25 protein-coding genes are annotated in these 26250 nt (G+C 40.9%); 5 read left to right on the forward strand and 20 right to left on the reverse strand.

What is annotated here, in order from left to right; all coding sequences use genetic code 11:
• Positions 1–154 precede the first annotated feature (154 nt).
• The 16 genes from WA1_RS51000 to WA1_RS51075 all read right to left on the reverse strand — a co-directional run bounded on the left by WA1_RS51000 (position 155) and on the right by WA1_RS51075 (position 12257).
• Positions 155–631, reverse strand: coding sequence for an AAA family ATPase (locus tag WA1_RS51000; protein WP_017740799.1), 477 nt, complete (start codon positions 629–631; stop codon positions 155–157).
• 56 nt (positions 632–687) lie between these two features.
• The gene (locus WA1_RS51005; protein ID WP_017740800.1) at positions 688–1200 is read right to left on the reverse strand and encodes a hypothetical protein; all 513 of its coding nucleotides are present in this window, start codon (positions 1198–1200) and stop codon (positions 688–690) included.
• Positions 1201–1494: 294 nt separating this feature from the next.
• Complete coding sequence (locus WA1_RS51010; protein WP_158516806.1) at positions 1495–2430, reverse strand: hypothetical protein; 936 nt, start codon at positions 2428–2430, stop codon at positions 1495–1497.
• The gene (locus WA1_RS51015) at positions 2375–2773 is read right to left on the reverse strand and encodes a hypothetical protein (RefSeq protein ID WP_017740802.1); all 399 of its coding nucleotides are present in this window, start codon (positions 2771–2773) and stop codon (positions 2375–2377) included. Before WA1_RS51015 ends, WA1_RS51010 begins: the two co-directional genes overlap by 56 nt.
• Positions 2774–3053: 280 nt before the next feature.
• Positions 3054–3494: a hypothetical protein gene (locus WA1_RS51020; protein ID WP_017740803.1), complete on the reverse strand. Its 441-nt coding sequence runs from the start codon at positions 3492–3494 to the stop codon at positions 3054–3056.
• A 7-nt stretch (positions 3495–3501) separates the two neighbouring features.
• Positions 3502–5676 (reverse strand): DNA translocase FtsK, encoded by a 2175-nt coding sequence (locus WA1_RS51025; protein ID WP_017740804.1) that lies wholly within the window; start codon positions 5674–5676, stop codon positions 3502–3504.
• A 200-nt stretch (positions 5677–5876) separates the two neighbouring features.
• Positions 5877–6695 (reverse strand): glycoside hydrolase family 24 protein, encoded by an 819-nt coding sequence (locus WA1_RS51030; protein ID WP_017740805.1) that lies wholly within the window; start codon positions 6693–6695, stop codon positions 5877–5879.
• Positions 6696–6786: 91 nt separating this feature from the next.
• Positions 6787–7425, reverse strand: a complete 639-nt coding sequence (locus WA1_RS51035) for a M23 family metallopeptidase (RefSeq protein ID WP_017740806.1) — start codon at positions 7423–7425, stop codon at positions 6787–6789.
• Positions 7425–8267 carry a hypothetical protein gene (locus WA1_RS51040; protein WP_017740807.1) on the reverse strand — a complete coding sequence of 281 codons (843 nt, stop codon included), beginning with the start codon at positions 8265–8267 and terminating at the stop codon, positions 7425–7427. Before WA1_RS51040 ends, WA1_RS51035 begins: the two co-directional genes overlap by 1 nt.
• A gap of 190 nt (positions 8268–8457) precedes the next feature.
• Positions 8458–8985 carry a hypothetical protein gene (locus WA1_RS51045; RefSeq protein WP_017740808.1) on the reverse strand — a complete coding sequence of 176 codons (528 nt, stop codon included), beginning with the start codon at positions 8983–8985 and terminating at the stop codon, positions 8458–8460.
• A 4-nt stretch (positions 8986–8989) separates the two neighbouring features.
• Complete coding sequence (locus tag WA1_RS51050; RefSeq protein WP_017740809.1) at positions 8990–9829, reverse strand: phage terminase large subunit family protein; 840 nt, start codon at positions 9827–9829, stop codon at positions 8990–8992.
• 9 nt (positions 9830–9838) lie between these two features.
• Positions 9839–10057, reverse strand: coding sequence for a hypothetical protein (locus WA1_RS51055; RefSeq protein WP_017740810.1), 219 nt, complete (start codon positions 10055–10057; stop codon positions 9839–9841).
• Positions 10054–10308, reverse strand: a complete 255-nt coding sequence (locus tag WA1_RS51060) for a hypothetical protein (RefSeq protein ID WP_017740811.1) — start codon at positions 10306–10308, stop codon at positions 10054–10056. The genes WA1_RS51055 and WA1_RS51060 overlap by 4 nt, the downstream gene beginning before the upstream one ends.
• A gap of 8 nt (positions 10309–10316) precedes the next feature.
• Positions 10317–10937, reverse strand: a complete 621-nt coding sequence (locus WA1_RS51065) for a hypothetical protein (protein ID WP_026134396.1) — start codon at positions 10935–10937, stop codon at positions 10317–10319.
• Entirely contained in the window at positions 10891–11301 is a 411-nt protein-coding gene (locus WA1_RS51070; protein ID WP_017740813.1) for a hypothetical protein, read from the reverse strand. Before WA1_RS51070 ends, WA1_RS51065 begins: the two co-directional genes overlap by 47 nt.
• Positions 11302–11591: 290 nt before the next feature.
• On the reverse strand, positions 11592–12257 hold the full coding sequence (locus tag WA1_RS51075) for a nuclease-related domain-containing protein (RefSeq protein WP_017740814.1): 666 nt from the start codon (positions 12255–12257) through the stop codon (positions 11592–11594).
• A 186-nt stretch (positions 12258–12443) separates the two neighbouring features.
• Here WA1_RS51075 and WA1_RS51080 point away from each other — a divergent pair, with 186 nt between their 5' ends.
• Both WA1_RS51080 and WA1_RS51085 read left to right on the forward strand, forming a co-directional pair.
• Positions 12444–13025: a GNAT family N-acetyltransferase gene (locus tag WA1_RS51080; RefSeq protein ID WP_017740815.1), complete on the forward strand. Its 582-nt coding sequence runs from the start codon at positions 12444–12446 to the stop codon at positions 13023–13025.
• A gap of 3 nt (positions 13026–13028) precedes the next feature.
• Positions 13029–13280: a hypothetical protein gene (locus WA1_RS51085; protein WP_017740816.1), complete on the forward strand. Its 252-nt coding sequence runs from the start codon at positions 13029–13031 to the stop codon at positions 13278–13280.
• 208 nt (positions 13281–13488) lie between these two features.
• Here the strand turns inward: WA1_RS51085 and WA1_RS51090 are convergent, their stop codons facing one another.
• Positions 13489–14076, reverse strand: a complete 588-nt coding sequence (locus WA1_RS51090; RefSeq protein WP_017740817.1) for a TetR/AcrR family transcriptional regulator — start codon at positions 14074–14076, stop codon at positions 13489–13491.
• Positions 14077–14125: 49 nt separating this feature from the next.
• On the opposite strand from WA1_RS51090, the gene WA1_RS51095 reads away from it, so the two are divergent.
• Positions 14126–14659, forward strand: a complete 534-nt coding sequence (locus WA1_RS51095) for a hypothetical protein (RefSeq protein ID WP_017740818.1) — start codon at positions 14126–14128, stop codon at positions 14657–14659.
• Between the two features lie 57 nt (positions 14660–14716).
• Here WA1_RS51095 and WA1_RS56435 read toward each other — a convergent pair whose 3' ends face one another.
• From WA1_RS56435 to WA1_RS51110, 3 genes are all read right to left on the reverse strand, one after another.
• A complete protein-coding gene (locus tag WA1_RS56435; RefSeq protein ID WP_201789263.1) occupies positions 14717–15475 on the reverse strand; it encodes a M15 family metallopeptidase in 759 nt (252 codons plus the stop codon).
• Between the two features lie 70 nt (positions 15476–15545).
• The gene (locus WA1_RS59160; protein WP_017740821.1) at positions 15546–19715 is read right to left on the reverse strand and encodes an SH3 domain-containing protein; all 4170 of its coding nucleotides are present in this window, start codon (positions 19713–19715) and stop codon (positions 15546–15548) included.
• A 174-nt stretch (positions 19716–19889) separates the two neighbouring features.
• The gene (locus WA1_RS51110; protein ID WP_017740822.1) at positions 19890–20300 is read right to left on the reverse strand and encodes a hypothetical protein; all 411 of its coding nucleotides are present in this window, start codon (positions 20298–20300) and stop codon (positions 19890–19892) included.
• Between the two features lie 668 nt (positions 20301–20968).
• On the opposite strand from WA1_RS51110, the gene WA1_RS51115 reads away from it, so the two are divergent.
• Complete coding sequence (locus tag WA1_RS51115) at positions 20969–22618, forward strand: AAA-like domain-containing protein (protein WP_017740823.1); 1650 nt, start codon at positions 20969–20971, stop codon at positions 22616–22618.
• Between the two features lie 11 nt (positions 22619–22629).
• The gene (locus WA1_RS54395; protein ID WP_017740824.1) at positions 22630–26145 is read left to right on the forward strand and encodes a CHAT domain-containing protein; all 3516 of its coding nucleotides are present in this window, start codon (positions 22630–22632) and stop codon (positions 26143–26145) included.
• The last annotated feature ends 105 nt before the right edge of the window (positions 26146–26250 follow it).

Consider the following 26250-nt stretch of genomic DNA (forward strand, 5'->3'; position numbering starts at 1 on the left):
GTTAACCTATGTTAAACAAGGCTTTGATGAAAAAATAAGAAAGACTTAGCAATGCTTTTCAGACCAAATTGCATGATCTGACAAGGCTCTCGGTTCAATGTCAACCACTCCTCTGTCGAATTTTCTTCAATAAATTTTTTCTGGTTGTAACTAATTAGAATATCCAACAGTTTGAGCCATCCATTATAAAATCCTCAAAGCAGTTAGTAAAGCTGGCAAAGTGAAAATATTTTAAAGGTAAGCGAGAAATCGTCAGTATGCTGAAGTTGTCAAGGTCAGCAAGCATCTTCAACCTGGATAAGTCCTCTGCAAAATTTTCACTAGCCAAGTGCAATCTGTCAAAATTATCCAGCACCAAAAGCTTGCTTGCACCTTGCGATAAACAATTCACCACTTGACTCCATTCTAAAGAGTAGTAGAGTTCAAAACTCATGGCGATCGCTTCAAAAAGATTATCCAAATAAAAGGGATACTCCAAACTTAGATACACGGCTTGTAACTGAATATCTTTTAGCAGGCATTCCCTAACAGTGTAAGTCTTTCCAATTCCTTCTTTTCCATATAAGTTAATATTCTTGCTGTCAGTCAATTTATCAATTAACTCACGATAGTATTGGTATCTCAATATCATTATCTTTCCTCCAATGGAAAATCCCTTATTAAACCGGGACAAGAATCGGTTAAGCCCTATGCAACATCAACCACAATTTGTGAATAGGTAAACCCACGGGCTAGTAAAAAATCAACCAAACCATCCAGGCTGTGTTTGTTGTAAACAACAGAGTAACCCTTTAACTTTCGCTCCTTACAGAAAGAGCGCAGCTTGCGAGCACCTAATTCAGTTAGCAACTGTTTTTCTCTGCCAACATCGACTAACACTACTGTTTTGGTTTGTTCCGCTCCTACTGTAGGTACTGTTGATTCTTCCCAAACACTCTTAGTTTCTAACTCTAAAGTACTTATCTCAATTGAATCAGAAATAAAAGTAGGTGGTTCAGTAGCAACAGGAGCTTCTAAATCTGCCAGTTGAGCCAAATCCTGAAGAGTCTTATCAACACAGTTCGCATCATGAGATTGAACGCAATTCTCAAAACTTTCAGGACTGTAAAAGTAGCAGAACGTACAAAAACTCAGCACAAACAACAAAACAGGAAAGAGTAAATCGTTGATAGTAGAAATCAAATCAGATGTGACTAACATTGTGGTGGCTCCAATAATTACTAGTGGGTGGTTTTTGTAGAGAATCCACCCAGTAGTGGGGGCACATTGCCCCCGTGCTGAATGAATTTTCTACGTCACCCCAGTAAAAATGGAGATGGAGGTGAGATTGCCCCAGTCAATTAAATCAACTAGATTGTTTGAAACCAGTAATTTTTGAATTGGTTTACAAAGGCGAGGCTGTTGCCACCGTTACGCGAAAAGCACCTCTAAAATATTCAGAGCCGAAATCAGTCATACAATTAGATGTTTCAAAATCCCACAGCTTACGCAACATTACGGCACCTCTTTTTTGTGAGAACGACGCTTCAAATAATCAACTAAAGAAACTAGGTTGTAGTTATTCCTCAGATCGCACGGACACGCATAAGAATACGCATTAAACGGCTGTCCATTCAGTTTAAACTCATGGAACTTACTACCTAATGACTTACCCTCACGAACAATAATCCGATTGTCCGTGACATCAATCGTCACGTTAGTATTTGCCAATTCGTAGCGCCAGCGGTCAATGTAATCTGCAGTTGAATAATTGCACTCAACAATTTTTCGGTGACGAAAATAGTCAACGTAAGTCGCAAGACCTGCTATATCATCAAGTTCTGTAAGCTTGTCAGATGATGGGTACAAGACACCATCAAAGTTGAAAGAAAACCATCGACTAGTATACTCATCGCGAACTAAAATCATGCAATCGCGTTTAGCCACATTGCATAACTCCAATCCTTGATTAAGTCCTGCAACAACGGCATCATCCTCATAAGGACGTAACGCCCTTTGCGGTACCCAACGCTTATCCGGACAATCAACTCCATACCAACCGAGAGGCTGTGGCGCACAGACAACATGATTTTCAGCAAACAAATAAGAGCAACCCTTGCAAGATTGCAAATATTCATCTCCTATATGACCGTTTTCTACCGCCTCGGTATAACGACGGTGAATTTGTAAGTATTCGTCCAACGCCTCTTTAGGAAAAGGTTGATACGATGAGAAACATTTGCCGACAAGTCTGGGAATAACATCATAAAGTTCGCCGTAAATAGTGGCTAGCTGGTCTAGTTGGCTAGACGATATAAAGCTATAAAGCAGTTGCTGCTCCTGAGCTTCAACTCGACAAAGTACCAACCCATCCTCCAAAAAGTTAGGATGACCATCAATTTTCAAGCAGGTGATAGCTGTAAATCCTACGACTATCAGATGTATCCTCACCTATCGACTGGCCATCTTCAGAAGATTCTGACAAAAGCTGACTGACTGTCACCTGACTCGACTCTTGATTTTTCTCCTCCTTTTTCTCCTCATCAAAACTGCCCAAAGAAACACCAACTGCAGTTGTTGCAACTGTACCAACAAGTCCCAGAACAATACTTCCAACACCAGCGTGTGTTACCCGTTCCCAAAATTCTCGGTCAGCAGGAACACCAGCCTTTGCTAAATGCGATACTCCAAAACCTGTGACAGTGACGAGACTACCACCAGCTACAACAACTAAGGACAGACATCCAAAAAATGAATGAGTTTTCTTCAAACAGTGTACCAGTTTCCTTAACATAATCCCTCCATAAACAATGCACGTTGACCACTTAGTAGTCCCGGCTTCTTAGGGATTTTTGGAAGCTAAACTATTGACCTACTGCCCTACTCTTTTAGCTATTTCAAAATTGATTAGTTTTGTAAAAGCTAGTTTTCGGGTTCGGAAACAGTTCAGTTTCCAAGAGCGGTAGCAAGGGTCGAACTTGCACATAAATCAAGCGATCGCTTTATGAAAATCCAATGTTTACCGCATAATGTAATATGATTCGCAACGAGACTCTTCAAGGTTGAATCTCCAATTAAGTCGATAGTAAATGTGTAATTGTTTGACAACACTTTTTTAAACTCTTTTGAGAAAACTGGTTAGACAGAATCAAGTTATCTAATAAAAAATCAGGGGATTGTGAAAGTCTTAAGAGCACGCCATCATCACCATGACTGCGATGATAGTAATGAACGACAGGCGATTGGATAACTGTCAGGTTATCATTACGAATTGCTCGCCCTGCAACCAATCCGTCCATAATAAATTTGGCAGCAGCTGCTACATTATCGCTATCTCGCCCAAAGTTCTTGAGATACCAATGAAACTCAATCCATACAGTACTATCCAAACAAAATCCACATTCAAAAACAAATTCTCCAATTAAATTTGTCCAATACTTCTTCAGTTGATTGCTTGCCTGCCACCCGGAACGCGCTTGATTGATAATTTCATTCATGGTAGCAGGTAAAGGCATTGTGAGTTCATATATCACTATCGTCACCTCCTTTCAAGCTATTCAAAAACTCCTCAACAACGTTTCTCAATTTCTTATACGATCGCCCATCATGACGTGATAAATTGAAGACGGCTTTAACAATCTCATCAAGTTGATAACCTTTACGATGCAAATTCAAAATAGAGTTTTTTGCTGACTCATCAAGTTGTACCTTAAAACTAAAACTCCCCTCAAAATCAGTCTGAGATCGCTTGGTTTTAGAACTAGCAACTGGCTTAGATCCGTCGCTATCATGACTGTTGCCTTTGCCATACAAACTAGCAACAAATTCATCAAAATCCAGTTGAGACTCCCATGCAGTATAAGAATCGTTATGGTTTTGAGCTTCTAAAAGTAACTGCTGAAAGTATTCAGGGTCTTCATCATCAGCGACATACAATGCTTGAAGCCGTACTACCTCAGTTGTCTTATACAAGAAATCCCCGTATCCGAGCAAATAAACCGCACGCTTGTCTTTATCATCCCCAAGGATAATACAGCTATCTTCAGGTCGGGTTGTCACAAAAGCAGTTTTGGTTGGGAAGTTTGAACGAATCAAAGGATCAATGACGTTCTTGTCAGGTCGCTGCGTGTATAACAGGACATGAATCCCCGCACCACCAGCTTTTGCCAGTAACTTCATCAGCGCGTTCTCAATGCGCGAGCAATACTTATCATCTGAAAGCAAGTCAAAACACTCATCAATCAGACAAACCAATCGCGGCATGACAATACCGGGTGCAAACCGCAAGTTATACTGAGCGATGGTTTCGATACTGCTGTGGCGCTCAAACTCTTGGTAGCGCAATTCCATCTCTTCAACCAAATAATCGAGTAAGTTGGCGGTAGCCTCAGCATCTCGCGCAACTGGAGCAACAAGATGGGGTAGTCCATCAAATTTACCAAAAGTCACGCGCTTGACATCCGAAAGCGCCAACCGCACTACTGATGGTGGATAGCGCCGTACCAAATACAAAATGGCTGCTTTCTCAAACTGAGACTTCCCTCCCCGAGTTCGCCCTCCCCCCAGAATATGGGTGACGTTATCGCTATACAGGGGAATTTCAACATAGGTACCATCGACATCAACACCACCGGGGATAGAGACTGAATAAATGTCAGCTTCGCCGTCAAACCTAATGTAGTCGCGAAAATAGGCAAACTGTCTGTCCAGTCTCGGTATGTCAAATACTACCCCTCCAGGGACTACACTCACCATTGGCGCAACTTTCAAACCTAATTCTTCACCAAGCTGCTGTACTAAGTCGTTCCCAATGTCTTCTACCTTCTTGTAACTCACACCCCGTCCCAGTTTTACCTTAATGCGATTAAAGGTAGGACCAGTTTTAGCATTGACATACTTGGCATTGATACTAAAATCTTCCAAAGTATCAACTAATAACTTTCCTGCTTGTTCCATAGTTAAAATTTGTGAATGAACGATTTCATGAATAGCTCTCTGACTGTCTAAAGATTTAGGTTCGTTAATGGTTAAGCTATTTCCTGTCAGTTGCAAATCTGTAGGCTGACCCGTAACACCCGCAACAAGGGCTGCGGTTCGATAACAATAATTTTTGATAAGATTATCTCTAGTTTTATTAGCTAAATCTAGAAAATAACTCACCTGTTTATTCTTAACAAATAACTTGTAAAGATTTTCTTGAACCACTTCATATCCAATTTGCTTGAGATAAATATTCTTGAGAGCATCAATATACTCAAATAAGGATTCGATGGGTGAGAGAGTGATTATTTCAAGAATTTTTCGATAGACGTTATTCTGCTCCCACTCTGATGGAACGCGATTGACATGGATATATTCAAGAGCATAACGCACAAATTCATACTGGTTTAAAGTACAGTGTTCTGCACATATTGATAATATTTCTTCATCACTTGTGAGAGAAAGTACTGCAGAATATACTGACCGAAATAAAAACTCTAAATCAAATTCAATAATCGGGCGGGATAACTTCGTCTGAAAATCAATTTGCTGTAGAACAGTTTCAGCATAAGAAGCGATTGATGAAGGTAAAGCTTCCCATACATTCAACCTAATCTCTTCATGGCTCAAACCATCTTGCTTGGCTTGTACAATTGCCGTCAAAACCTGTTGTTTTTGATATTCAATATTATCGTTACCATTATATGGCACTAACATGAGAGTAATCCTGTATATTTGGCGGAATGAATTTTTTTGAACCGCAGAGGACGCAGAGAACGCAGAGGAAAGAGAGAGCGGAGATTTTCACGATTCAATTAAGTGAGTGGTTATATAGCAGTCCTAATTCATTTGTAAAATGCTCCCTTCTCTCTTTTCTTCGTGCTCTTTGCGTCTTTGCGGTTAATAATTTTAATCTATCAAATAGGACTGCTATAATAACTTTTAATCCTTTTAGTTTCATACTTTTGGAGTTGTTGTTCATAGTAAATTTTTAATTTTTCAATTGATTTACTGTTCTGCCCGTAATTATTATTAGGGAATGAGGCCCAAACTTTTCTGACTTTATAAACAGCAGCATCAAACCTTCCTGCTTCGACATCATTTAAGGCGTTATTACGACGAATATATTCAATTGCCATCTTGTCCTGAGAAGCTGGACTAAAATCTTTCAAGTTTAACTTTGGTGCTAAGTCTTGCCAACTTCTATTTAACATTTGATATGCACCAGCTGCCGTTGAACAAACCCTTTTCCCATTGATAGGAGCGCACTGTTTCTTTTGCGGATGTGTTGAAAAATCATCAAAAGTTCCGTTAAAGACTAATTTGCGATAACTTTCTGGCTCACTCGTTCCCGTTTCTGCCCAACGAATTGTTGCTAAAAAAGCACTCAACTTTGGTGGATAAGAACTTGTACTAACTCTGTCTTTTAAAGATACTGAAGAAACACCAGTCCCCTGAGAAATTGAAAAATAAAGACTCAAAGTCATTAAAGAAGCAGCTGACAAATGAACTGGCTGAAAACGGGATATCAATTGATGGCGAGGACTCCAAATCAAACCAGCTAAACCACCAACAACAAATCCAAATTTCCAGCTATCAAGCGCTTTATTAACACGACTCGCTTGACAAACCGTACCTTTAGAGGCTAACTCACATGGTAATGACGCCACTCCATAAGAAACAACGACACACCCAACAGCACCAATTGAACCAGAAATCAAAATGCATCCGAGCATACAAAAATTACCAAGAAAGTAGTCAGAACTTAGGAGTCAGAATTCAGTTTGCAGAAGCTCTAAATTCTGAATTCAGAATTCAGAATTCTCCTCAAGGCTTTGCTAGATACTTGTTTAGGTAGGGGCGGGGGTTCCGTTCTACGCCATTAACCCGAACTTCAAAGTGCAAGTGCGGTCCTGTTGAAAAACCCGTACTGCCTACCGCCGCGATCGCCTGTCCCCGCACAACCTGTTGCCCTTCAACCACGTACAATTTGCTGGCATGAGCGTAAAGAGTCGAAATATTTCCTTGATGTTGGATAATAACTGCATTTCCATAACCCTCTCCCCTGTCGCCTACCCTCACCACCACACCCGAATCTGCTGCATAAATGGGCGTACCCATTGGCGCACCAAAATCGATACCCTCATGAAAGCTACGCCGTCCCGTGATTGGATGCGATCGCCAACCAAACTCTGAGGTAACGGGACTACCAGCCACGGTTGGAAAAACAAACCCCTCGGTAGAAACAGTTTTGTTATCGCCATTTGTTTGAGTTGGTCCGTGCAAAGCACTCAAGAGAGATTTAACCAACTGCTGCGATTCAACCCATTGAGAAACCTGGGGAATCACCATAGCTGCAACTAAGAATGAAGTTGCGATCGCATAACCCCAATTCCGATTCATAGGAGGCTTTATCCGCTTTGCACCGTGATTCCCTCCACCGCGAAAATCAATAACCAACCGCATTACAAGTCACTGACATCTAGAATGGTTGTTGTAAAGATATGATTGGGATTCTGACGGTAACGACGGTCAGATTTCACCCGAGGCATAAACTCGCGAAGATGTCCATTTTCTGACTGTCCCGCAAGACACGCATAGGAAGCCTTATCAACCAAAAGCTGATTGCTTCCCGAATGCTGGTTCAGCCCAATGCTTCCAGACTGTATTGGTTCGTTATTCACATCACCATCTCGATCGCTATCTCGGCGAAACTTCACCGGAGCAACCTGAACCAGCCCCGGCTCAACTCGCCCAAATATTCCGTGGTGCGTACCAACCCGCCAAGCTTGATATTGACCGGGTTCTATAAACGCCGCACCTGTTTTCCTCAAAGGATTCTTAATCGCTGGCAGTCCTGGCTTCACTGTCGCCGCCCAATTGCCGACAATTGCTGGATTCCCATTGCGGAACTGCAAGATTATACGGCGATCGCTCCAAGAATTAATGCGATTCCCATTTGGTTTGCCAAATTCGTCAGCACCGCGAATATAGATAATATTAACTTCTTCCGGGTTTTGGGATATCTGATAGCCTTTACGCTGCATTGCTTGATACACCCGCGATGCCAAATCACTACTGCTAGAACGTGGATTGACCAAAGTTTGGATAGATTGCACCACAGATTGCGATTCAATCAATACAGATATCGGCTGTACAACGATACAAACAACAAGCAAACTCGTAACAATGGCATATTTTCCAACGAGCGATCTATTATCAACAGATGTACTTTCAGCCTCAACAGGTAATTCTACTGTTTGATTATCATCCTCCCTTTGTGAGTCAAACTCAATCACAAAACGCATTTAGCCACCTTCACGAGTTTTTTTCGTCCTAAAAGTCTGAGTTTGATTGGAAAGTTTATCCTGCCAGCAGCCAACATTCTTTGCACTGAGAACTGCCTCAAAATCATTACCCGCTTCCGGACAAGCAGTTGGAGTTGCAGTCGGAACGGTGACTCTCTGCGCTTGTTATTGCTCATAGTTTTAATTTGAATTAACTCATGGATTGGTTGGTATCATCCGACCACACATCTTCTCCTTGAAGGTAAGAATAGAATTCTTCGGGAGATAATTCTGGTTTTTCAGAAGACGTGGTGTCACAAACTGGAATTGAGCTAGAACTTATAGAAAGCGGCGCTCCAGAGGGAGAACGGAATTTCACAACATTAGAAGCATTGTTCGTAGATGGGGGAACCCTCGGAGGGACAAGGACATCATCTGTAGGCGATCGCTGAGAAACACTATCTTGAGTCGGTGCAACAGGGGGATTGACAGGTAAATTCTCCTCATCCAGGAGCTGATTATACTCATTAATACCCCAACTTAAAAAACAAGCAAAACCGACCAAAAAAACAACCGCACTTGACCAATGCACGCCAGAATTGGGAGATGGCATCATCTCAACAGTGGTGCGAGATGAACCCTCAAGGGTAGTACGAATAGGGGTACGTTTGACTGCCGCTACAACATTGAGCGAACACAAGGCTATACAAACTATTGCAGCAGCAAACTTAACGTACATAACATCACCCCCTTGATTTGTCACCAGATTGTTGATTGGGAACTGGTTTACTCTGGTTTTTCTTCATTTGCTGGAGGTATATCCGCCTTTCCTCCTCCCGTTGCTTTATCCTTTCGCGAATCTCTGCGACTTGCGCCATCTGCTGGACTGGATCTAGATATCCCCGCGCCCGCAATAACTGTGCCTGTGCTAAAGAATAAGGCTCTTGAGCATTTCTAATCTGAACGAGCATTTGATTCAAATCCACTGAGGGCTGGGATTCTAAGTTCTGGGCATAGTCAATAGCTTCAAGCTTGCCCAAAATCAACACAGCTGCCGCACCAGAAGGTATCTTTTCCTCAACTTTTGTCCCGTCAGTTCTGCGATAACCCCAGTAGAAAGTATTATTCCCAGAAGCAGCTTCTAGTAAGACATCTAGCGAATTAAACTTCACTATCTCCAACGCTGGCATATAGTGCAAGCGGTAAAATCCCGAACGTTCATTTGCCTGCATCCCGGATACCTCACTTCGCAGCTGCTGTCCCCACAACGCCGCCGCCAGCTGTCGCCATCCCGTGAGTGTGAGCATACCCTCCACTGAGGAATAACTTGAAAGATAGTCCATGTTGTAGTCAGTCCGAGACAGCTTTTCCAAATACGCTTCTCGAATTTGCCTGACTTGCGCCTTTGCCTGTTGTACCTCAGATACAGAATTACCGGGAATCTGCTGCCTCCACCCTACCATCAGAGCAACCGAAGCAATGACAGAGAGCGCTCCAACAGTCGAACAAACCGTCCACAAAGTGGCATTTAACTTTTTCTTTCGACTCGGCTTTTTATGGCCCACGGGAGTAGGAGTAAACATAACCCACCCCTATGTATTATCCACAATTAAATACAACCGAGAACGTTTGTTAATTTGCCGTGCCATTGCAATTCCTGCGCCACCCACAACTATTCCGGTTAGTAACAGCAAAGGGTGTAAAGCAAGACTCGCTCCTACTCCCATTAACTGTCCCACCATCCCCGACACGCCCAGGTTCATCAACAACCCACCTGCTGTATTTATCAAAAAATCGAATGCTGCACTCATAATTGCTCCCTGGTAAACCAAATGATGACTAGTGCCAAAATTAAACCAACAAACTCGCCCAAACCTACACCAATTAAAATGGGGTGAATACTCAAAACTTGTTGTTTTTCTTGAGTTGGTGGAACTGCTATCCATGTCCCCACCACCGTACCAGTTACTAAACTCAAACAATTTATACCAACTGCTAAAGTCGATGTCTTACGAGCATTGAGCAAGCTCTCGTCACGCAGTCGGTAATAAAGCGGAAGCATTTGAGAAACTATTTCTTCGGAGATGGCTCGGTTTTCGGCAGCGAGGACTTCAAGCGTTTCGGCTGTTGTATCGATGTACCGACTAGTAGGGGATGAGTCTGTTCTCCCCAGTTGATTTTGCCGAAAAAATCGTTATCTATCCGAGTCTGAATTCGCTCCTGTGCTTGGTCGTAACCAGCAATCTCCTTGTTTGAACCACTTTCTACATCACTACCGCCGTGGAAAATGAGTTCTTCTAGAGCGAGAGTGGAAGATTCTAGCACGACTTTATGACGTAAGTTTCCAAGTTGAATACCTTTATCAACATCTCGGTAAAGCATCCCAACAAAGCTATCAGGAGTAGCTTGTTCGGGGTCTACACCAAACCGCTGTTTGATATACTCGCGCTTATCGAAACGATGTTCTCCACCTTCAGAATTTTTGCGATCGCGCATCTCCAGTAAATGACGAGCAGCCTCTTCAAGGGACATCCCTTCAGAAGTGGCAGCAGCCTTTAACTGAAGCAATTGTTGTTCGGTAGACTCAGATATTTTATCTCCTTCGACTGGAAGACCTAGTAAGCTGCAAATTTCTCGCACTTCTTCAAGCGACACTTGCAACTGAGAAACCATTTGATTGATGTGCTTCATGACCTCTTATCCTCTCCAAAACGTCTCGTACTACAACATCATTCTTTCTTGTCTCTTCTGGAATGTATCTAAAAATAAATTCCTCAAGCGACATCAAATTAGCTTTGAGCAGATAATCATTTAACCCACCAGCAGGAAGAACATCTGTTAAATATTCGCTATGGGTTAACCTCCTATACCTAGTTGCTATATAAAAATAGTCGGCTGCTTCCACACTATCATTAGTAAAATAACCTCCCTTCTTTTTAGGTGGAATAATTCCAGCAAATCGATACCACTTTTTTAGCGCAGTCGTTGTAATGCCATATCGCCGCGCTAATTCAGTTTTTGTATAGAGCCTGTGGAGATACCTGACGTTTTCCATCAAACTTACCCGTCTAAGTTAAAGAAAATGGATAATTTAATAGAACTTTAAACACAACTCTAACAAATCCTTAGTTGGGTCAATTTTAACCAAGTCACAAGTTAAAGTAAAGTTCTTTTTAACCATCCAATGAATACCCAAACTGTGTCAATTGAGTTTGGTAACTATCAAACATATTACAAACTCAAAATTTGAGTTGCAATATGAATCAATAAATATCACCAGTATTTCTGGATGATAATTCTTGAAAAAAGAACCGTCTAAAACAGGAAAAGTTGACAAAAACAACCTTACCTTAAAATGTTCAGCTTTCTATCCCAATCAACAAGAGTGACTAATAGGTCATCTTTAAAAACGACAAGCACATCATCAGCTACACCATTTGGGATATCTACTTCACCTTGGGTAAAGCAAAGAACCGCGACAACTGGCTTAGACACCCGAACAGACAAAGAACGCGCCTGTCGCTTCACCTTTTCTAAAAGATTTCCTTCGTGAAAAGGATAAATATTTCTCCCGTAACGACGAGTAAGTTGCCCATTTAGATAAATTTTTGTACCCTTATGCGACTTTGTATCCACAACAAAATAGTGACCTGAAGGGCTTTTGATAGCAAAGTCTAAATCCCCAAGTCCCTTAACTGGGACATTTGCTTCAACTTGCCAACCTTTTGCTTGAAGTACTTTTAGAAGCTTTCCAACTTCTGCCTCAGCTGCTGCGCCTTGATAAGCACGCGCTGCTTTCTTCCTCAACTGTTCTCCTTGGTGATAAAGTAAATACCCCCCAACTCCTAATCCCAGATATAGAAATAAACCCAAGTGAGAAAATTGCAGTAATGGTAGCAATATTACCAACACTACAACTGCTGTGCCAGCACCAAAATAATACGCAATAGCATTCCCCAATCGCTTATGACCGAGTTGGTAGATAGAGTGACCTGCTTTTCTTGAAGACATACTCGTGTAGTCAAATATCTATAAATAAAAAAATACCTCTAAATAGACAGGATTTGCGTTCCAAAGCGATCGCAAGATGATCGCACCACAAATTTCTACCTATAAAAAATCAAACACTTTTCTATAAAAAGTATTAATAAAATCTAGTAAAATGATTACGATCAATACTTTTTTGACAAAATCCTTATGAACGGAAATACATTTGAATACATTAATTACGCTGACAGCACAGCAATTTCATATCTCATATTCTGGCAAGAAAAAATAGATGAATATATTAGAGAATTTTATGGAGGCAATCCTGAGAATACGTTGAGAACTAAATTTGGATATTGTGTGAATAAATCTCTAGCTTTATTAGAGGCTGCTACTGATAGTCCCAGTATGTTTCGAGGAGTAAAGAGCAGTAATATGCTTCAAGCTGGTTCAATTATTGAATCTAGAGTTGGAGAAATTTATTTATATGAAGGCGAGCAACAGCATCTACTGTTAGATATACTTTGCTCTGCACCTTGGAACTGCTTACCCCAAAGTGTATCTGAAACAAGGAAAGGCGCAGCAACCTGGTTGATAGCAGAAATCATTGATGAAATGACTTCTCCTCCAAATAGAATGAGCGGAATCCTCAAAGTAGCAGCCATACCCGCAGCCATTGAGTTTTACAGAAGCATTGGGTTTGAAGAGAATCCAGACGGTTCTAGAGAGATGATACTAACAAGGGAAAAAGCGCTACAATTTTTAGAAGCATATAGGTTGCGTTGGAGTTAAGGTATGACACCCGAACAAGTGATCGCTTGGATTGAAAAAGTAGAAGAACTTGAAGATAATGCTTTTGCTGGAAGAGAAGTTACAGACGAGGAAACACTACGTATTGGTAATTATTATTTAAGTGGCGATTATCTTATCAAGAATTTAGAAAGAATTCGGCAAGAGAAACAAAAAACGTTATTATCATTGGCTCACCTAGAAGCAGCAGAAAAACGCATTTTGGATAAAATCGCTCAAAAGCAAATAGTTTTGTAGTCAGCTTTTGAAGAAGGTGGGCTGGATGCGATAAGCGCTCTTTCAGCTTGCGCTTCGCGATAAGCGCTCTTTCGGCTTGCGCCAAGGGCGATCGCTCACATCTCTGACTTATCTCAATTGCCACCATAATTTTTCGTTTGAGAACCCAATACCCACTCCCCGCATCCCCATAGTTTGATTTTTATTGTAGAACGATCGCGTCAATCTACTATGAAGCCTCTCTTAAGAAAAGACGTAGAGCACGGCTAACGTATGTTTCCCACGATTCGGGCGTAGGTGGAAAGATTAATGCATAGAGCATAATCCCACTCATCATGTCAAATACTAACCCAGAATCTAAGTCAGAGTGAATTTCGTTTCTTGCTTTTGCTCGTTCCAGCACGACAGTAAAGGCTTGCCTTCGAGGTTGCAGGTATTTTGTCCAGTAAATCTGAGCAAACCTAGAGTTAGTTGTTGCACTGCTGATAATCATAGCAACAGTTTTTCGTCCCAATGGGCTGAGAGTTATTTGTGCAGCACTTTCAATTAACGCCTCAATATCACTCCAAAGATTACCTGTGTCAGGGATAACAACATCTTGCCTAATACTTTCAATTGCATCAGCAACAAGCTCCTCTTTGCCACTATAGCGTCGGTAGATGCTTGTTTTGCCTACTCCAGCACGGTTTGCGATCGCATCGATACTCATAGCATCAAAACCAACTTCTGCAAGCAACTCCAGAGTCGCTTGTAACATAGCTTGATGAGATTGGGTACTACGGGGTCTTCCGGGCGATTTTTTAGTGTCATCAGTCATAGGTGCTATTATAGTTACGAAACAGTATCGTATTTAAATACGACGAGTTATGAGCCAGCATTCTCGCCCTCTTTATACAGACAGCAATAGTACTCAGACACTCCGACAAGGATTAGAGGAATACTATGCTTTGAATCCGAACATCACCGATCCTAAAGAGCTACCTCCCGATTTTGCAAAGATTTTACTAGCACATGATGTTTCGCATATTATCTATGGCTGTGACACGAGTATGTATGACGAACTGAAAATTCTGCCATTGACGTGGTGGACAAGCAATTATAAGTTGCGGGATCACTTACGCACCCTAAGAGATCCAACCATTAGTCCCGCAATCAAAGTCATGTACGATGACTTGGTGAAAGAGCATGGGGTGATATGGCTATATGCTTCAATCTTTTTTGTATTGCCACAGCTATTGCCAGAATTGATTTCAATCTGGCTAAAAAGTCGTCAGCGTCAGTGTTTTGTTCCATTTCTTGATTTTGAACCTCTACTTGACCGTTCATTACTGGAGATTCGTCAAGAGTTTGAGCTTTTGCCTTTCATCCAATGTTCAAAAAAGACACGATACTCTTCATAAGCCAATAACCAACGATAAGAACGATATCGTCAGAGTTTTAAATTTCCCTGCTTTTCACTAATTTCGATTCTTAAAAATTAAAAGTGCTTTGGGAGAACCAATAAAACGCCAGTGCCAAGGCTCGTAACTCACTCCTTGAGAATTGTTCTCTTGAAATGACAATTCAAATCCGAATTCTTTAGCATGAAAGTTTAGCCATTTAAATGCATCTGTTGAAGCAAAATTATGTGTAATATCTTGCTTTGGAAAATGACCGTCCGCTAGATCGATAGCATAACCCGTGTGGTGTTCACTATAACCAGGTGGAGCACTTAATTTTGCAGCCGCTTCCGGTGAACCCAGTCGTTGAATTTGTGCTTCAAAAAGCTTTTCTTGAGCTGCAACACTCCGATAACCTGAGACAGGGATAATCCAAACACCTTGATCTCTTGCTGCATAAATTAGCTTCATGAATGCCGAAGCCGCTTCTGGAGCTAGTCTCTCAAATCTTTGATATTCACCAGGACCGTAGCTACCAATAATCATCATTTGATTAGGGTCGCCCTCTAAATAATAAAAGTGTCCTAATTTTTTTTTGGTTGATGCTGATGGTTGAAGTTTTTTAAGTGTTACCACTTTGGGAGAGATATTTGTAGTTGGAGAAGAATTAACTTTTAAGTTCTGTTCAATATTGGAAGCAGACTGAGAGACACTTGGTTTTTGCTTTAGAAATTGAGTTAGAGCATAAATATTGAGAACAACTCCTATAACAACTAGGGCAATTACTAGAATAAAACGCCATCGAGTCCATAAATCACTAATAAATCTCATTTTCATTTACAGATAACTGCTTATCCCACTTACTCCATCAGATAGGAAATACTCGTAGGTCTACAACGTAATTTACTCAAGGAGCGGGTTGAGCATTAGCATCAACTTTAACTAATTGGCCTGCAATCCAACCCTCTGCTCCAGACAATGGGAAGTAGACTTTATACCAAAGGTATCCCTCTTTATCATAGCCCCTACCTATAATTTGAATACGATCGCCAGGATAGGCAGTGTGGCGTTTCTCATAATCTGTTCCGGGACCAGAGCGAATGTTTTTCGACCCTGGTTCTCCTGCAATAGTTGCGTTTGTACTGTTGTTATTTTGGTTTGAAGATGGGAATGGATTGGGTACAGGCTTTCTGCTTGGGCTAGCTTCAGGTAGTTGCTCAGGTTTTTGTTTAGGAGTATTAATACTTGCAGAAATACTGAGAACAGGCGGATCATTAACAGAATTTACAACAATGTTTAGCTTATTAGTCTTTCCTCTACCTTTGTCATCGACGGCGATAATTAGGGAGTCATTGCCGTTAAAGTCTTGTATACCCCGGTAAGTAATAGCTTGAGAATCAGCTAGAGTTGTTTTAATTTTGGCAATACTGCCTGTGAGCGTAACGGTTCCTGTCTTGTTGCCACTAATGTCACTGAATACTAAACCATTATTAACATTCGTTTTAATCGTGAGGGTTCCGTGTTCTACGCCAAGTGTGACAGTGAGATTGGGACTATCTGGGTCATCAATACTGATGCCTGTAATCGTTAAGTTCTCATCTTCGTTGACAGTCTTACTTGGTTCAGAAATACTAATAACTGGAGTCTTATTAGCTGGATTAACAGCAATTTGGATATCTTTACTGTTTGTCTTAGCTTCTTGAGCTTTGGGTGGCCAAACTAGAGTGTTTTTTGCATTTGCTGGAATGTCTTTACCACCATCATTAATCTCAATTTTCAAGTTATCATCATTTGTACCCTTGTAAAGAATGGCAGCAGAATCAGCTAGGGTAGCTTTGATTTTTTCTGAACTGCCAGCGATCTTAACAGTTTTCGTGTTATTGTTGCTGATATCACTGGCTGTCAATCCTTTTAATATAGAGTCTTTAACAGCGATCGTGCCGTTGTTAACACTGAGAGTAATTATAAAATTTCTAGTGCTGTCAGGGTCATTGATGCTAATACCACTAATGCTTAGAGAAGTATTTTCTTTAACCGCTTGACGATTAGGAGCTATGAGGGTTGGTGCAGTGTTTTCATTAGTCACAAAAATACTTCTAGTTAAGGGTTTGCGACTAGGGATACCACCATCATCAGTAATTTGAAACTCTACTATACGTAAACCTAATTTAACACTGTTTGCAACGTTTTGATAAGTAATATTTCGCAGCAGAGCCTGAACTGCCTCAAGAGTAGCATTGGAGTTGAGGTTAATAACCATTGGCTCTGTTTCTTTGCTACCTTGAAATAGACCAATGACTGTTCCACTATAAGTCACCTCGCTGCCACTAACACCTATTTGTCCCACATCTTTACCTTGGTTACGAATGCTGAGACGGTCATCAGAAGTGCCACCTGCGGAAAATCGAACAGTCAATTTACCAGTGTTAAAGTTAAGAGAGTCAACATCACTCACACTTGCGCGATCGCTAATAGTAATGCTGGGGTCAATTGCTACTGGTTCAGAGGGAGTTATCGTTGGAGATTTGCTCAGATTAATGGCTGCTACTCCAACTAACGTAAGCACTCCACCAACACCAAGCGCTGCTAACCAACCTAAATTCTCTGCTAACCAAAGACCAGGCTTTAACCGCCCAGAGATAGTTTTCACATCATTGTCTGGGGCATCATTCCACTTTCGTAATACAAAGTTCATTATTTCCCGGCTTAGTTGGCGTTGTCTTAAGCCTTCAGGTAGCAGGTTGCGGATAGCAGCCCGATAATTCTCTGCGTTTCGTGTTGCTAACCAAGGAATCAGTTTACCGAGATACCAATCCTGTGGAGGTTGCCCACCCACTATAATAGGGTCAGCATAGACAGGTTTTGGTTCTCTTTCCAGAGGATCGCGTCCTTCCCGCAATTGCTTGATTTGACGTTCCTCTTCTTGTTCTAATTTCTTGACAAAATTAGCTGAGGCGTGGGTTGCCACTTGTTGCGCCATTGCATTTTGGTCGTTTTTCGCCCAGCGCAACATCGCCCTCTCGACGGAAGTAGAGGGTCGTGTTGAGTTAAGCCAAACTGGGTACTGCTTCTTATCAACTTCAATATACTTATCACCATTTCGCAGCTTGGCACGTTGATCTAAATATATTTCAGTAAGTATGTCAGCGACTTCCTGACGTTCTTTTTGTGTAATTTCACTGATTAAATCCTGTAACTGCGGCTCAACCTGCTCAAATGCTCGGTAAGCTTGGAGACCAATTGCAAATAGAGCAACTTCCCGAACACGGGGATGTAGTTCTTCTGAAAGAATATTTTGCAAATGTTCAACTGCTTGCTGCACTGTAAGAGGTCCAACACGTTGATCGCATTTAATTTTGCCATAGGTTAGCGCTACAGTCGCCAGCAACGCCTCACGAGGTGTCACTTTGGCTAGGACTCTTTCCGGTCGTGTCCTCTTACACTCGCTATTCCACAAATTGAGTGTTTCTAAAACATCGTTTGGTCTAAACCGATAAGCAAGTGCTAAACTGTCAGCAACTGCTAGAACTGAATCATCAATGACACGCAGCATACCTCGCAATATGCTACGTAACTTAACTAAATGCTGTGGTACAACTCTCGGTAAAGTATGGGTGAAAACACGATTTCTGACGAGTTGATTCAGTTCACTTACTAATTGTTTTAGTAAATCACAAAGTTTGGGTGATAATTCATCCGGTGGATCATACAAAGCAGCGTAACTAACTGTGAGAGCAATTGTGGCTCGAATGTAGTCCAGTGGTTTCTCGCTTTTTTCTTGATCTTGCTTCTTCAAAATTGCATCAACTAAACTGTTAATTCGGGCTTCGTGTTGCCAGCGTTGAAGCGTCTCGAAAAGTTGTTGATCGATTTGGGAGTATTTGTTTTCATCAACAACTAACTCTTTTTTTTCATCATCGCGCCACGATGCCATAGCTTGTGCAGCAACAGTTTGAACTGTAATGTTCTCGTCTGCTGCTATGTTGAGCAAAGCATCTTCAACAGCATCACTAGCAATTAGACCAATATCACTAATCGTCTCACTGATAACTCTACGTATCTGGTCACACCGTACTGAAGAACCATATAACTCCCGCTCAAAATGCCTCACTGAGTTCTTTACAAGATTTACGAGTATGGGCAATGCAGCAAGAATCTGCCTGCGATGACTTCCCCATGCTACCTTGAACAATATCTGACGTTGTTTGGGAAAGCGAACCTCAACGATAGTTCTTTGAGTAGTTGTCTCAGTGAAATTGAAGAAGCTCCGAAGATTGTCTAAATCACAGTAGTCAAGAGCACGCAAAGAAGTATCCCGTCGTTGCCAAACGCTCTCAACTACTTCTTCTAAGGCAGCAAAAAATTGATCGTCAAAAAGACCGTCAAAAAAACTCAATCCTATTGCAAGTAGTTGTTCACGAGGATTTAACTGATGATAATACCAATTATGAATAGACTCCTTTGGAAGTTTATTTATTAAATTTTCAGAGTCAGCAACATCCTCAACCTCTAATTCTTGCCAAAATGATCTCGCACTTTCAGGTAGCCTCCAAGCAGCAAAGGGAGTATCTGTCGTGACTATGACATAGTGCGGACTTTCAGCGGCATTGCTTTGAACTCGTGACAAGTTGTAACCAACGATATTTTGAGGTGAAAGCTGAGTTAGGACAAAAACTACTGTAGTTGTTTGTGTCTCTCTAAGTTCTACCTCAATGCTTTGTGGATCGGAACTGCGATACCACTCTTTGACCTTTAATTGTTGACTAGGAGTGGTTGATTTAAGACACCATGCTAGATGCTTCGCTAATGCTGCCTTGTCAACATCAGGGCTGCCACCTAAAACTAACAGTCGTTGCTGATTAATGATTTCTATGAGGCTAGAGGTGATTTGTGGACTTATAAATTTTGGAGGTTGGTATTGCTCAAGATTTGGTTCAAAAAAATCAAGCTTTTGCTGTTGATAAACATTTTGGGTAGTGTTTCCAACGTTAAAAGTGCTAGAGTCACCACCAGTGAACTTAACATTCTCGAAAATTGACCCTTGCTGTTTATTTGTAGGGTTAGAGGAGCTATTCATGCTTAGTTCTTGGTAATGAAGGTTTTTTAACAACTATTAATATTGGATGTAAGTAGGAAGGCACAAAAAACAGAACTATGTAACAAAAAGTAAATTTAGTTAAAACCCTCTTCCCTTCTGCCTTCTGCCTTGACTCAACGATAAATATTTATGCCCACCTACTTAAGTGACTTCCTAGTTGTTCTGAGTAGTATTCCCAACGTTAAAAGTGCTAGAGTCACCACTAGTAAATTGAACATCTTTGAAAGAAGCACCTGTTTGAATATTTCCGCCAGAAGGAGGTAATACTTTTGCTTCTTCAAGCTGTTTTACCAACTCTGCCAATCTCTGTGCAAAAATTTCATCCTCACTCATCTGTGTTACGAGTTCGGCTTCTAATATGGCTACAGTGGGTTCTGTTGGCTGCTTTTCTACCCGTGTAAGTAGACCTTCTGTGCCCGATGCTTTAAATTTCTCACGAATCACTGTGAGGAGTTGAGTGATTTTCTCGGAGACACCTTTTCCAAGAGACTTTCCTCCCTCCTTAAAAGCCTCACTGAGGATCAGAGTTGCGATCGCGCTAGCTACTGTTACTATAGGTTCCATAGAAAGGTTTCGTACTCCTTTAAGACTTTTTCGTAAGTTTTTTTACCTTCAGTATCAATACAAATTACGTGAAATTATGAACGCAAGCTGACCGTGCATTTACGATCCTTAGAGGTTTCGGACTTTGCCTTCGGCAGCATCGGTTTAATGATTTGCCACTGTTCGTCGCTGAGGTCTATGAATAACCCTTTCAAGCCATCAATTGCTCTTGTTATTTATACACCTCTATGTCATACTTCTCACATGGATAACACTTTTCTTGATTTCTTAATATTGTTTTTATAGATACCCTCTTAGATAAAATTACAGAATTGACTCACACAAGTCTATTGAGATAAGTAACTCGGCATTAAAAAATCAATCTATGTAACAAAATGTAAAATTAGTAACTAGCCTAGAAATAGGTCATTGTACAGTTTTTACAAAACTCAACATACATGGGTTTTATTGTGCCGACTTACTTAGCCCGAACTGGGTAATATGCCAAACTACCGAAGCTCCTAATTTGCTTTGTATGTTTGGCTTTCAAATTAAAAGTTAAGTTTGGATGTTACCCGCGTTGCTTCAAAGCTTGTATATCAAAAAAACTGAATTTTGTCAATATATAAATTTTGCTTGTTTTAAACTCTGCCTAGTATGGTGTTAATCTATAGAAATTTGGATTTCTCATGAGTGGTCATCCCAGTCCAACCCGAAAAATCTTGCTTCTGTCAGCAAATCCCTCTGGCATCAGCCAGTTGCGTCTGGATGAGGAGATGCGCGAAATTCAGGAGGGGTTGAGACGGGCACATATGCGCGATCGCTTTTCAATAGATAGGGCAGAAGCAGTACGCTACAGGGATATACACAGAGCTATTTTGGAATACGAACCGCACATCATTCATTTTTCAGGACACGGATCGCCAGAAGACGGCTTATTATTTGAATCGGAGGCAGGTCAACAGAAGTTAGTTGATGCAGAGGCATTGGCGGGATTGTTTCAACTGTTTGCTGACCAAGTGGACTGTGTTGTCCTCAATGCTTGCTACTCCAAGTACCAAGCTACTGAGATAGCCCAACATATTAATTATGTGGTTGGCATGAGTCAGGACATAGGAGATAAAGCAGCCATTGAATTTGCTGTTGGTTTTTATGATGCACTTGGAGCAGATAAAGATTACGAGTTTGCTTATAAACTAGGGTGTCAACTTATTCGTATGGCAGGGATACCAGAACATTTAACACCTCAACTTTTACAGAGGAAACATTCCCCACCAGAAGAACCGCCACGCTCTGGTTATCCAATAAACACTTCTTCCGCGTTGGAGTTAGAGTATCCAAATGGTCATGTGCCGCTTTCTTCGCCCTTTTATATAGAGCATGATGGGATCGAGTCTGTTTGTTATGAAACACTGGTTAAGCCTGGTTCCCTAATTCGGATTAAAGCACCAAAACTGATGGGTAAAACTTCTTTGCTAACCAGGATTCTCGCTCATGGATCTCTTCAGAATTATCAAGCAGTTTACTTGGATTTTGGTGGTATAGATAAATCCGTACTCATCAATCTCGACAGATTTCTACGTTGGCTTTGTGGAAGGGTTGGTGATGAACTTAACCTTAACAATCGAGTGGACGATGCTTGGAATATCAAAATTCTAGGTAGCAATGACAACTGTACAGCTTACTTCAAAAAGCATATCTTAGCTCAAATCGATTCTCCTTTGGTTTTAGGTTTGGATGAAGTAGATCGGTTATTTCCTTATAGCGAAGTGGTTGAAGATTTTTTCGGGATGCTACGCTCTTGGCATGAAAAGGGGAAGATTTCTGATGCTTGGAAACAACTGCGGTTAGTGTTAGCGCATTCCACGGAAGCCTACATTCCCTTGGATATCCATCAATCTCCCTTTAATGCTGGAGTACCTGTTGAGCTAGAAGAGTTTAATCAGCAGCAAGTACAAGATTTGGCGTATTTGCATGGCATGAAGGGAAACAATGCTCTAATAGAAGAACTCAGGTCAATGGTAGGAGGGCACCCATATCTAGTGCGGTTAGCGTTGTATCATATTGCTGCTGGGAAAGTTACCTTAGAACATTTGTTACAATCGGCGACAACAGAAGCAGGAATTTACGCTAATCACTTGCGATCGCTACTGGACATCTTGCAACCAATACCAGAACTAGCCCAAGCAATGAAAAAAGTTGTGAATTCGACTGTTCCGGTAGAATTAGATTCAATCCAGATTTACAAGTTGCACAGTCTTGGACTGGTGCATCAGCAGAGCAATTATGTTATGCCCCGATGCCAACTGTACCGTGAGTATTTCCGCCGTGTCTTGTAAGGAGTAACAATATGGCAGCACGTATTTCCAACTTCTATCAGGTTGGAGCAAGTCTCCCAGTTGATGCTCCCAGCTATGTCAAGCGACTTGCAGACGAAGAGTTTTACCAAAAATTGAAGGCGGGTAAGTTTTGTTATGTGCTCAACTCTCGGCAGATGGGTAAGTCCAGCTTGCGAGTGCAGACAATGCAGAGGTTGCAAGCTTCTGGGACAGTTTGTGCTGCAATCGACCTAACGGGTATTGGCAAACATAAGGTCACACTAGCCCAATGGTATGGAGGGATTGTTTACGCACTGGTAGAAAGCTGCCAGTTAGAAGACAAATTTGATTTCGATTGGCAGACATGGTGGCAAAAGCACCAGGAAGTCTTCGATCCAGTGATGTGTTTAAGATTGTTTATTGAAAAAGTATTACTAGTAAAGATCGAGCAACAGATAGTCATCTTCGTTGATGAAATTGACAGAGTACTGAGCCAAGATTTTTCTTTGGATGATTTTTTTGCGCTCATTAGGTTTTTTCAGAATCAACGTGTTGATAATCCAGCTTTTGAGCGGCTCACATTTGCTTTGTTGGGAGTAGCGACTCCAAGCGATTTGATTACTGATAAAACCCAAACCCCCTTTAACATTGGTGAAGCAATTGAACTGCATGGTTTTCAGATTGATGAAGTCGAGCCGCTCATCAAGGGATTGCGCTTAAGATTTAGAGATCCCCAAGCAGTGATGAAGGAAATTTTGGACTGGACGGGAGGACAACCCTTTCTGACACAAAAGCTGTGTCAGTTTATGGTAGAGGAGTCCGAGAAAGAAAATCCGCGTACAGTTGAGGAGGTAGTGCGATCGCGTATCATTGAGAATTGGGAATCTCAAGATGAGCCAGAGCATTTGAGGACTATACGAGATAGAATTCTCAGAAATGAGCAACGCGCACCTTATTTGCTGGAGTTGTATCAGCAGATTCAACAATATGGAGAAATAGCTACTAATAACAATGTTGAAATTAGTGAGTTACAGTTATCGGGGTTAGTTGTTAAACAACAAGGCAAGTTAAGAGTTTATAATTGCGTTTATCAAGAAGTTTTTGACCAGAATTGGATTGAAACTCAATTAAAAAATTTGCGTCCCTACTCTGAAAATTTTAAGTTTTGGATAGCTTCTGGTGGTGTCGATCGCTCTAGATTGTTGAGAGGAAAAGCCTTACAGGATGCTTTGGAGTGGGCAAGAGATAAAAATCTAAATTATCAAGATAAGGAGTTTTTGGCAGCTAGCCAAGCGAAAGAAACAGAAGAGGAAATAGCTGCATTGGAAAAAGAAGCTGAGTTAGAACGTGAAAGAAAAGATAGAGAAGCAGTAGAAAAAAGAAATCAGGTTTTGACTGAGGCTAATAAGAAAGCTCAAAGACGGATTAGTATTGGAACTATTGTTTTAATTTTGACTTTAGTAATTACAGCTATCTTAGGAATTCTGGCAGGGAGGGAAGTTGTAAAAGCGAGGAGTGCAGCAGAAGAAGCCAAGCAGGCTCAACAAGCGCAGAGAGAAGCAGAAAAAAGAGCAATAGCAGCGGCAAAGAAGGTTCAACAGGCTCAAGCAAAGGCAACAGTAGCGGAAGACAGAGCAACAAAGGCAACGCAGACGGTTCAACAGATTCAGCAGGAAGTTGCTTTGGCTACAGCAAAACTGAAAAAGGCACAACAAGACGCTCAAATCGCTAATCAGAACGAAAAAGTTGCCAAGCAGCGAGTTCAACAGGCTCAGCAGGAAGTTGCTTTAGCTACAGCAAAACTGAAAAAGGCACAGCAAGACGCTCAAGCTGCCAATCAGAACGAAAAAGTTGCTAAGCAGCGAGTTCAACAGGCTCAGCAAGAAGTTGCGTCTACCAAAATATGGATTAAACAAACAAAGCAAGAAATTCAAAATGTCTCACAGCTATCTGCACTAGGTGGAGAACTTTATAAAGCACAGAAGCAATCCGAGGCAGAACAAGCATGGAAACAGGCATCTCTGTCCTTTGAGATCCGAGACCTAAGATTAAAGCAAGCTATGTTGCTAAATAATATTTCAATAGCATATCAGCAACTTGGTAAGTTAACTGAGGCAAATAAAGCAGTTTCAGACAGTTTGAAGCTATTACAGACAGATGTAGATCAAAAAAACTCTACTGACAGATTAGTAATTCTTGCCCAAGCTTTAAATGCCAAAGGTCGTCTGCTCGAATCTCAAAAGAATATTAAAGCAGCTTTGTCTGCTTATACTGAAGCATTTAATAGCCTCCAGTCTTTAGGCAGCGATTTAACTAGTATCAATCCAGCTATACAGGTTTCTTTTGAGGATACTGTAGAACACGTATATCGGAGTCTAATTGGAGCACTTTTGCAAACTTCTAAAGAAACTGGATTTAATCAACAAAATCTTAAAAAAACTCGTCAACTTATAGAATCTCTCTTTTTGACTGAACTAAATAACTTTCGCAAATTAGCTCCTTTAAATGCTCATCTAAAAGAAATTGACGAGATTAATCCACAAGCTACAGCAATCTATCCAATTCTTCTTGATGACCGCTTAGATATTATTATTCACTCACCCCAGCAACCTCTACGTTATCACTCAACCAATATCTCTCAAAAAGAGATGAAAACCTTAATTAGCAATATGCAAAAATATGTGCAAAAATTTCGTGTTGAAACCAAAGACAATGTAGAGATGATGCTCTATTCTAAAAAACTTTATAGCTTGTTAATTAAACCTATTGAAGCTGATTTAATTAGAAGCCGCTCCACTAATTTGGTATTTATACTAGATGGTTCTCTGCAAGATATTCCCATAGCTGCTCTTTACAACGATGACGGAAAGCAATATTTAGTAGAAAAATATGCAATCACTCTCACTCCCGCTTTACAGATACTAGATCCCCAACCCTCTAGAAAAAAGCCTTTGATAGGTTTAATCGCCGGAATTTCTGAAAGTCAAAACAACTTCGCTGCAATGCCTGCTGTTAAAGAGGAAGTAGCAACAATACGACAAATAATAGTAGATAGTCATGTGCTGCTCAATAGTGCTGTCACTAGTACAGCCTTGAAAAAAGCTATTAATTCTTCCGCCTCAATAATACACCTTGCAGTTAATGGTCAATATAGCTCTAATCCAGAAGAGACATTTATTCTAGTTTGGGATAAAAGAATTAAGGAAAGGGATTTTGAACAGTTACTTTTATCAAGAGAAAAAGACAAATTCAACCCCATTGAATTACTGGTTCTCAGTTCTTGTCAAAGTGCTGAAGGTAGCGATCGGGTTCTCTTTGGATTGGGTGGAGTAGCCCTGCGTTCTGGAGTACGTAGTACTGTCGCTACCCTATGGGAAGTAAATGACAAATCAACCGCTGAATTTATGGGTGAGTTTTACAAGCAACTAATTAAACCTAGTGTTACTAAAGCTGAAGCCCTCCGCAATGCACAATTAATATTACTAAAAAGTGAATTCTTCAAAGAGCCATTTTACTGGGCACCATTTGTTCTAATAGGTAATGGATGATGAAAAAATCAACTCAATAACAAAACAAAGCATTAATAAATTTCCGTCAATCTAATCCCTATAATTTCGGCACTGCTATAATAAATGATTCGTTAAGCAGCCCAA

It is taken from the genome of Scytonema hofmannii PCC 7110, assembly GCF_000346485.2.
GTDB lineage: Bacteria > Cyanobacteriota > Cyanobacteriia > Cyanobacteriales > Nostocaceae > Scytonema > Scytonema hofmannii.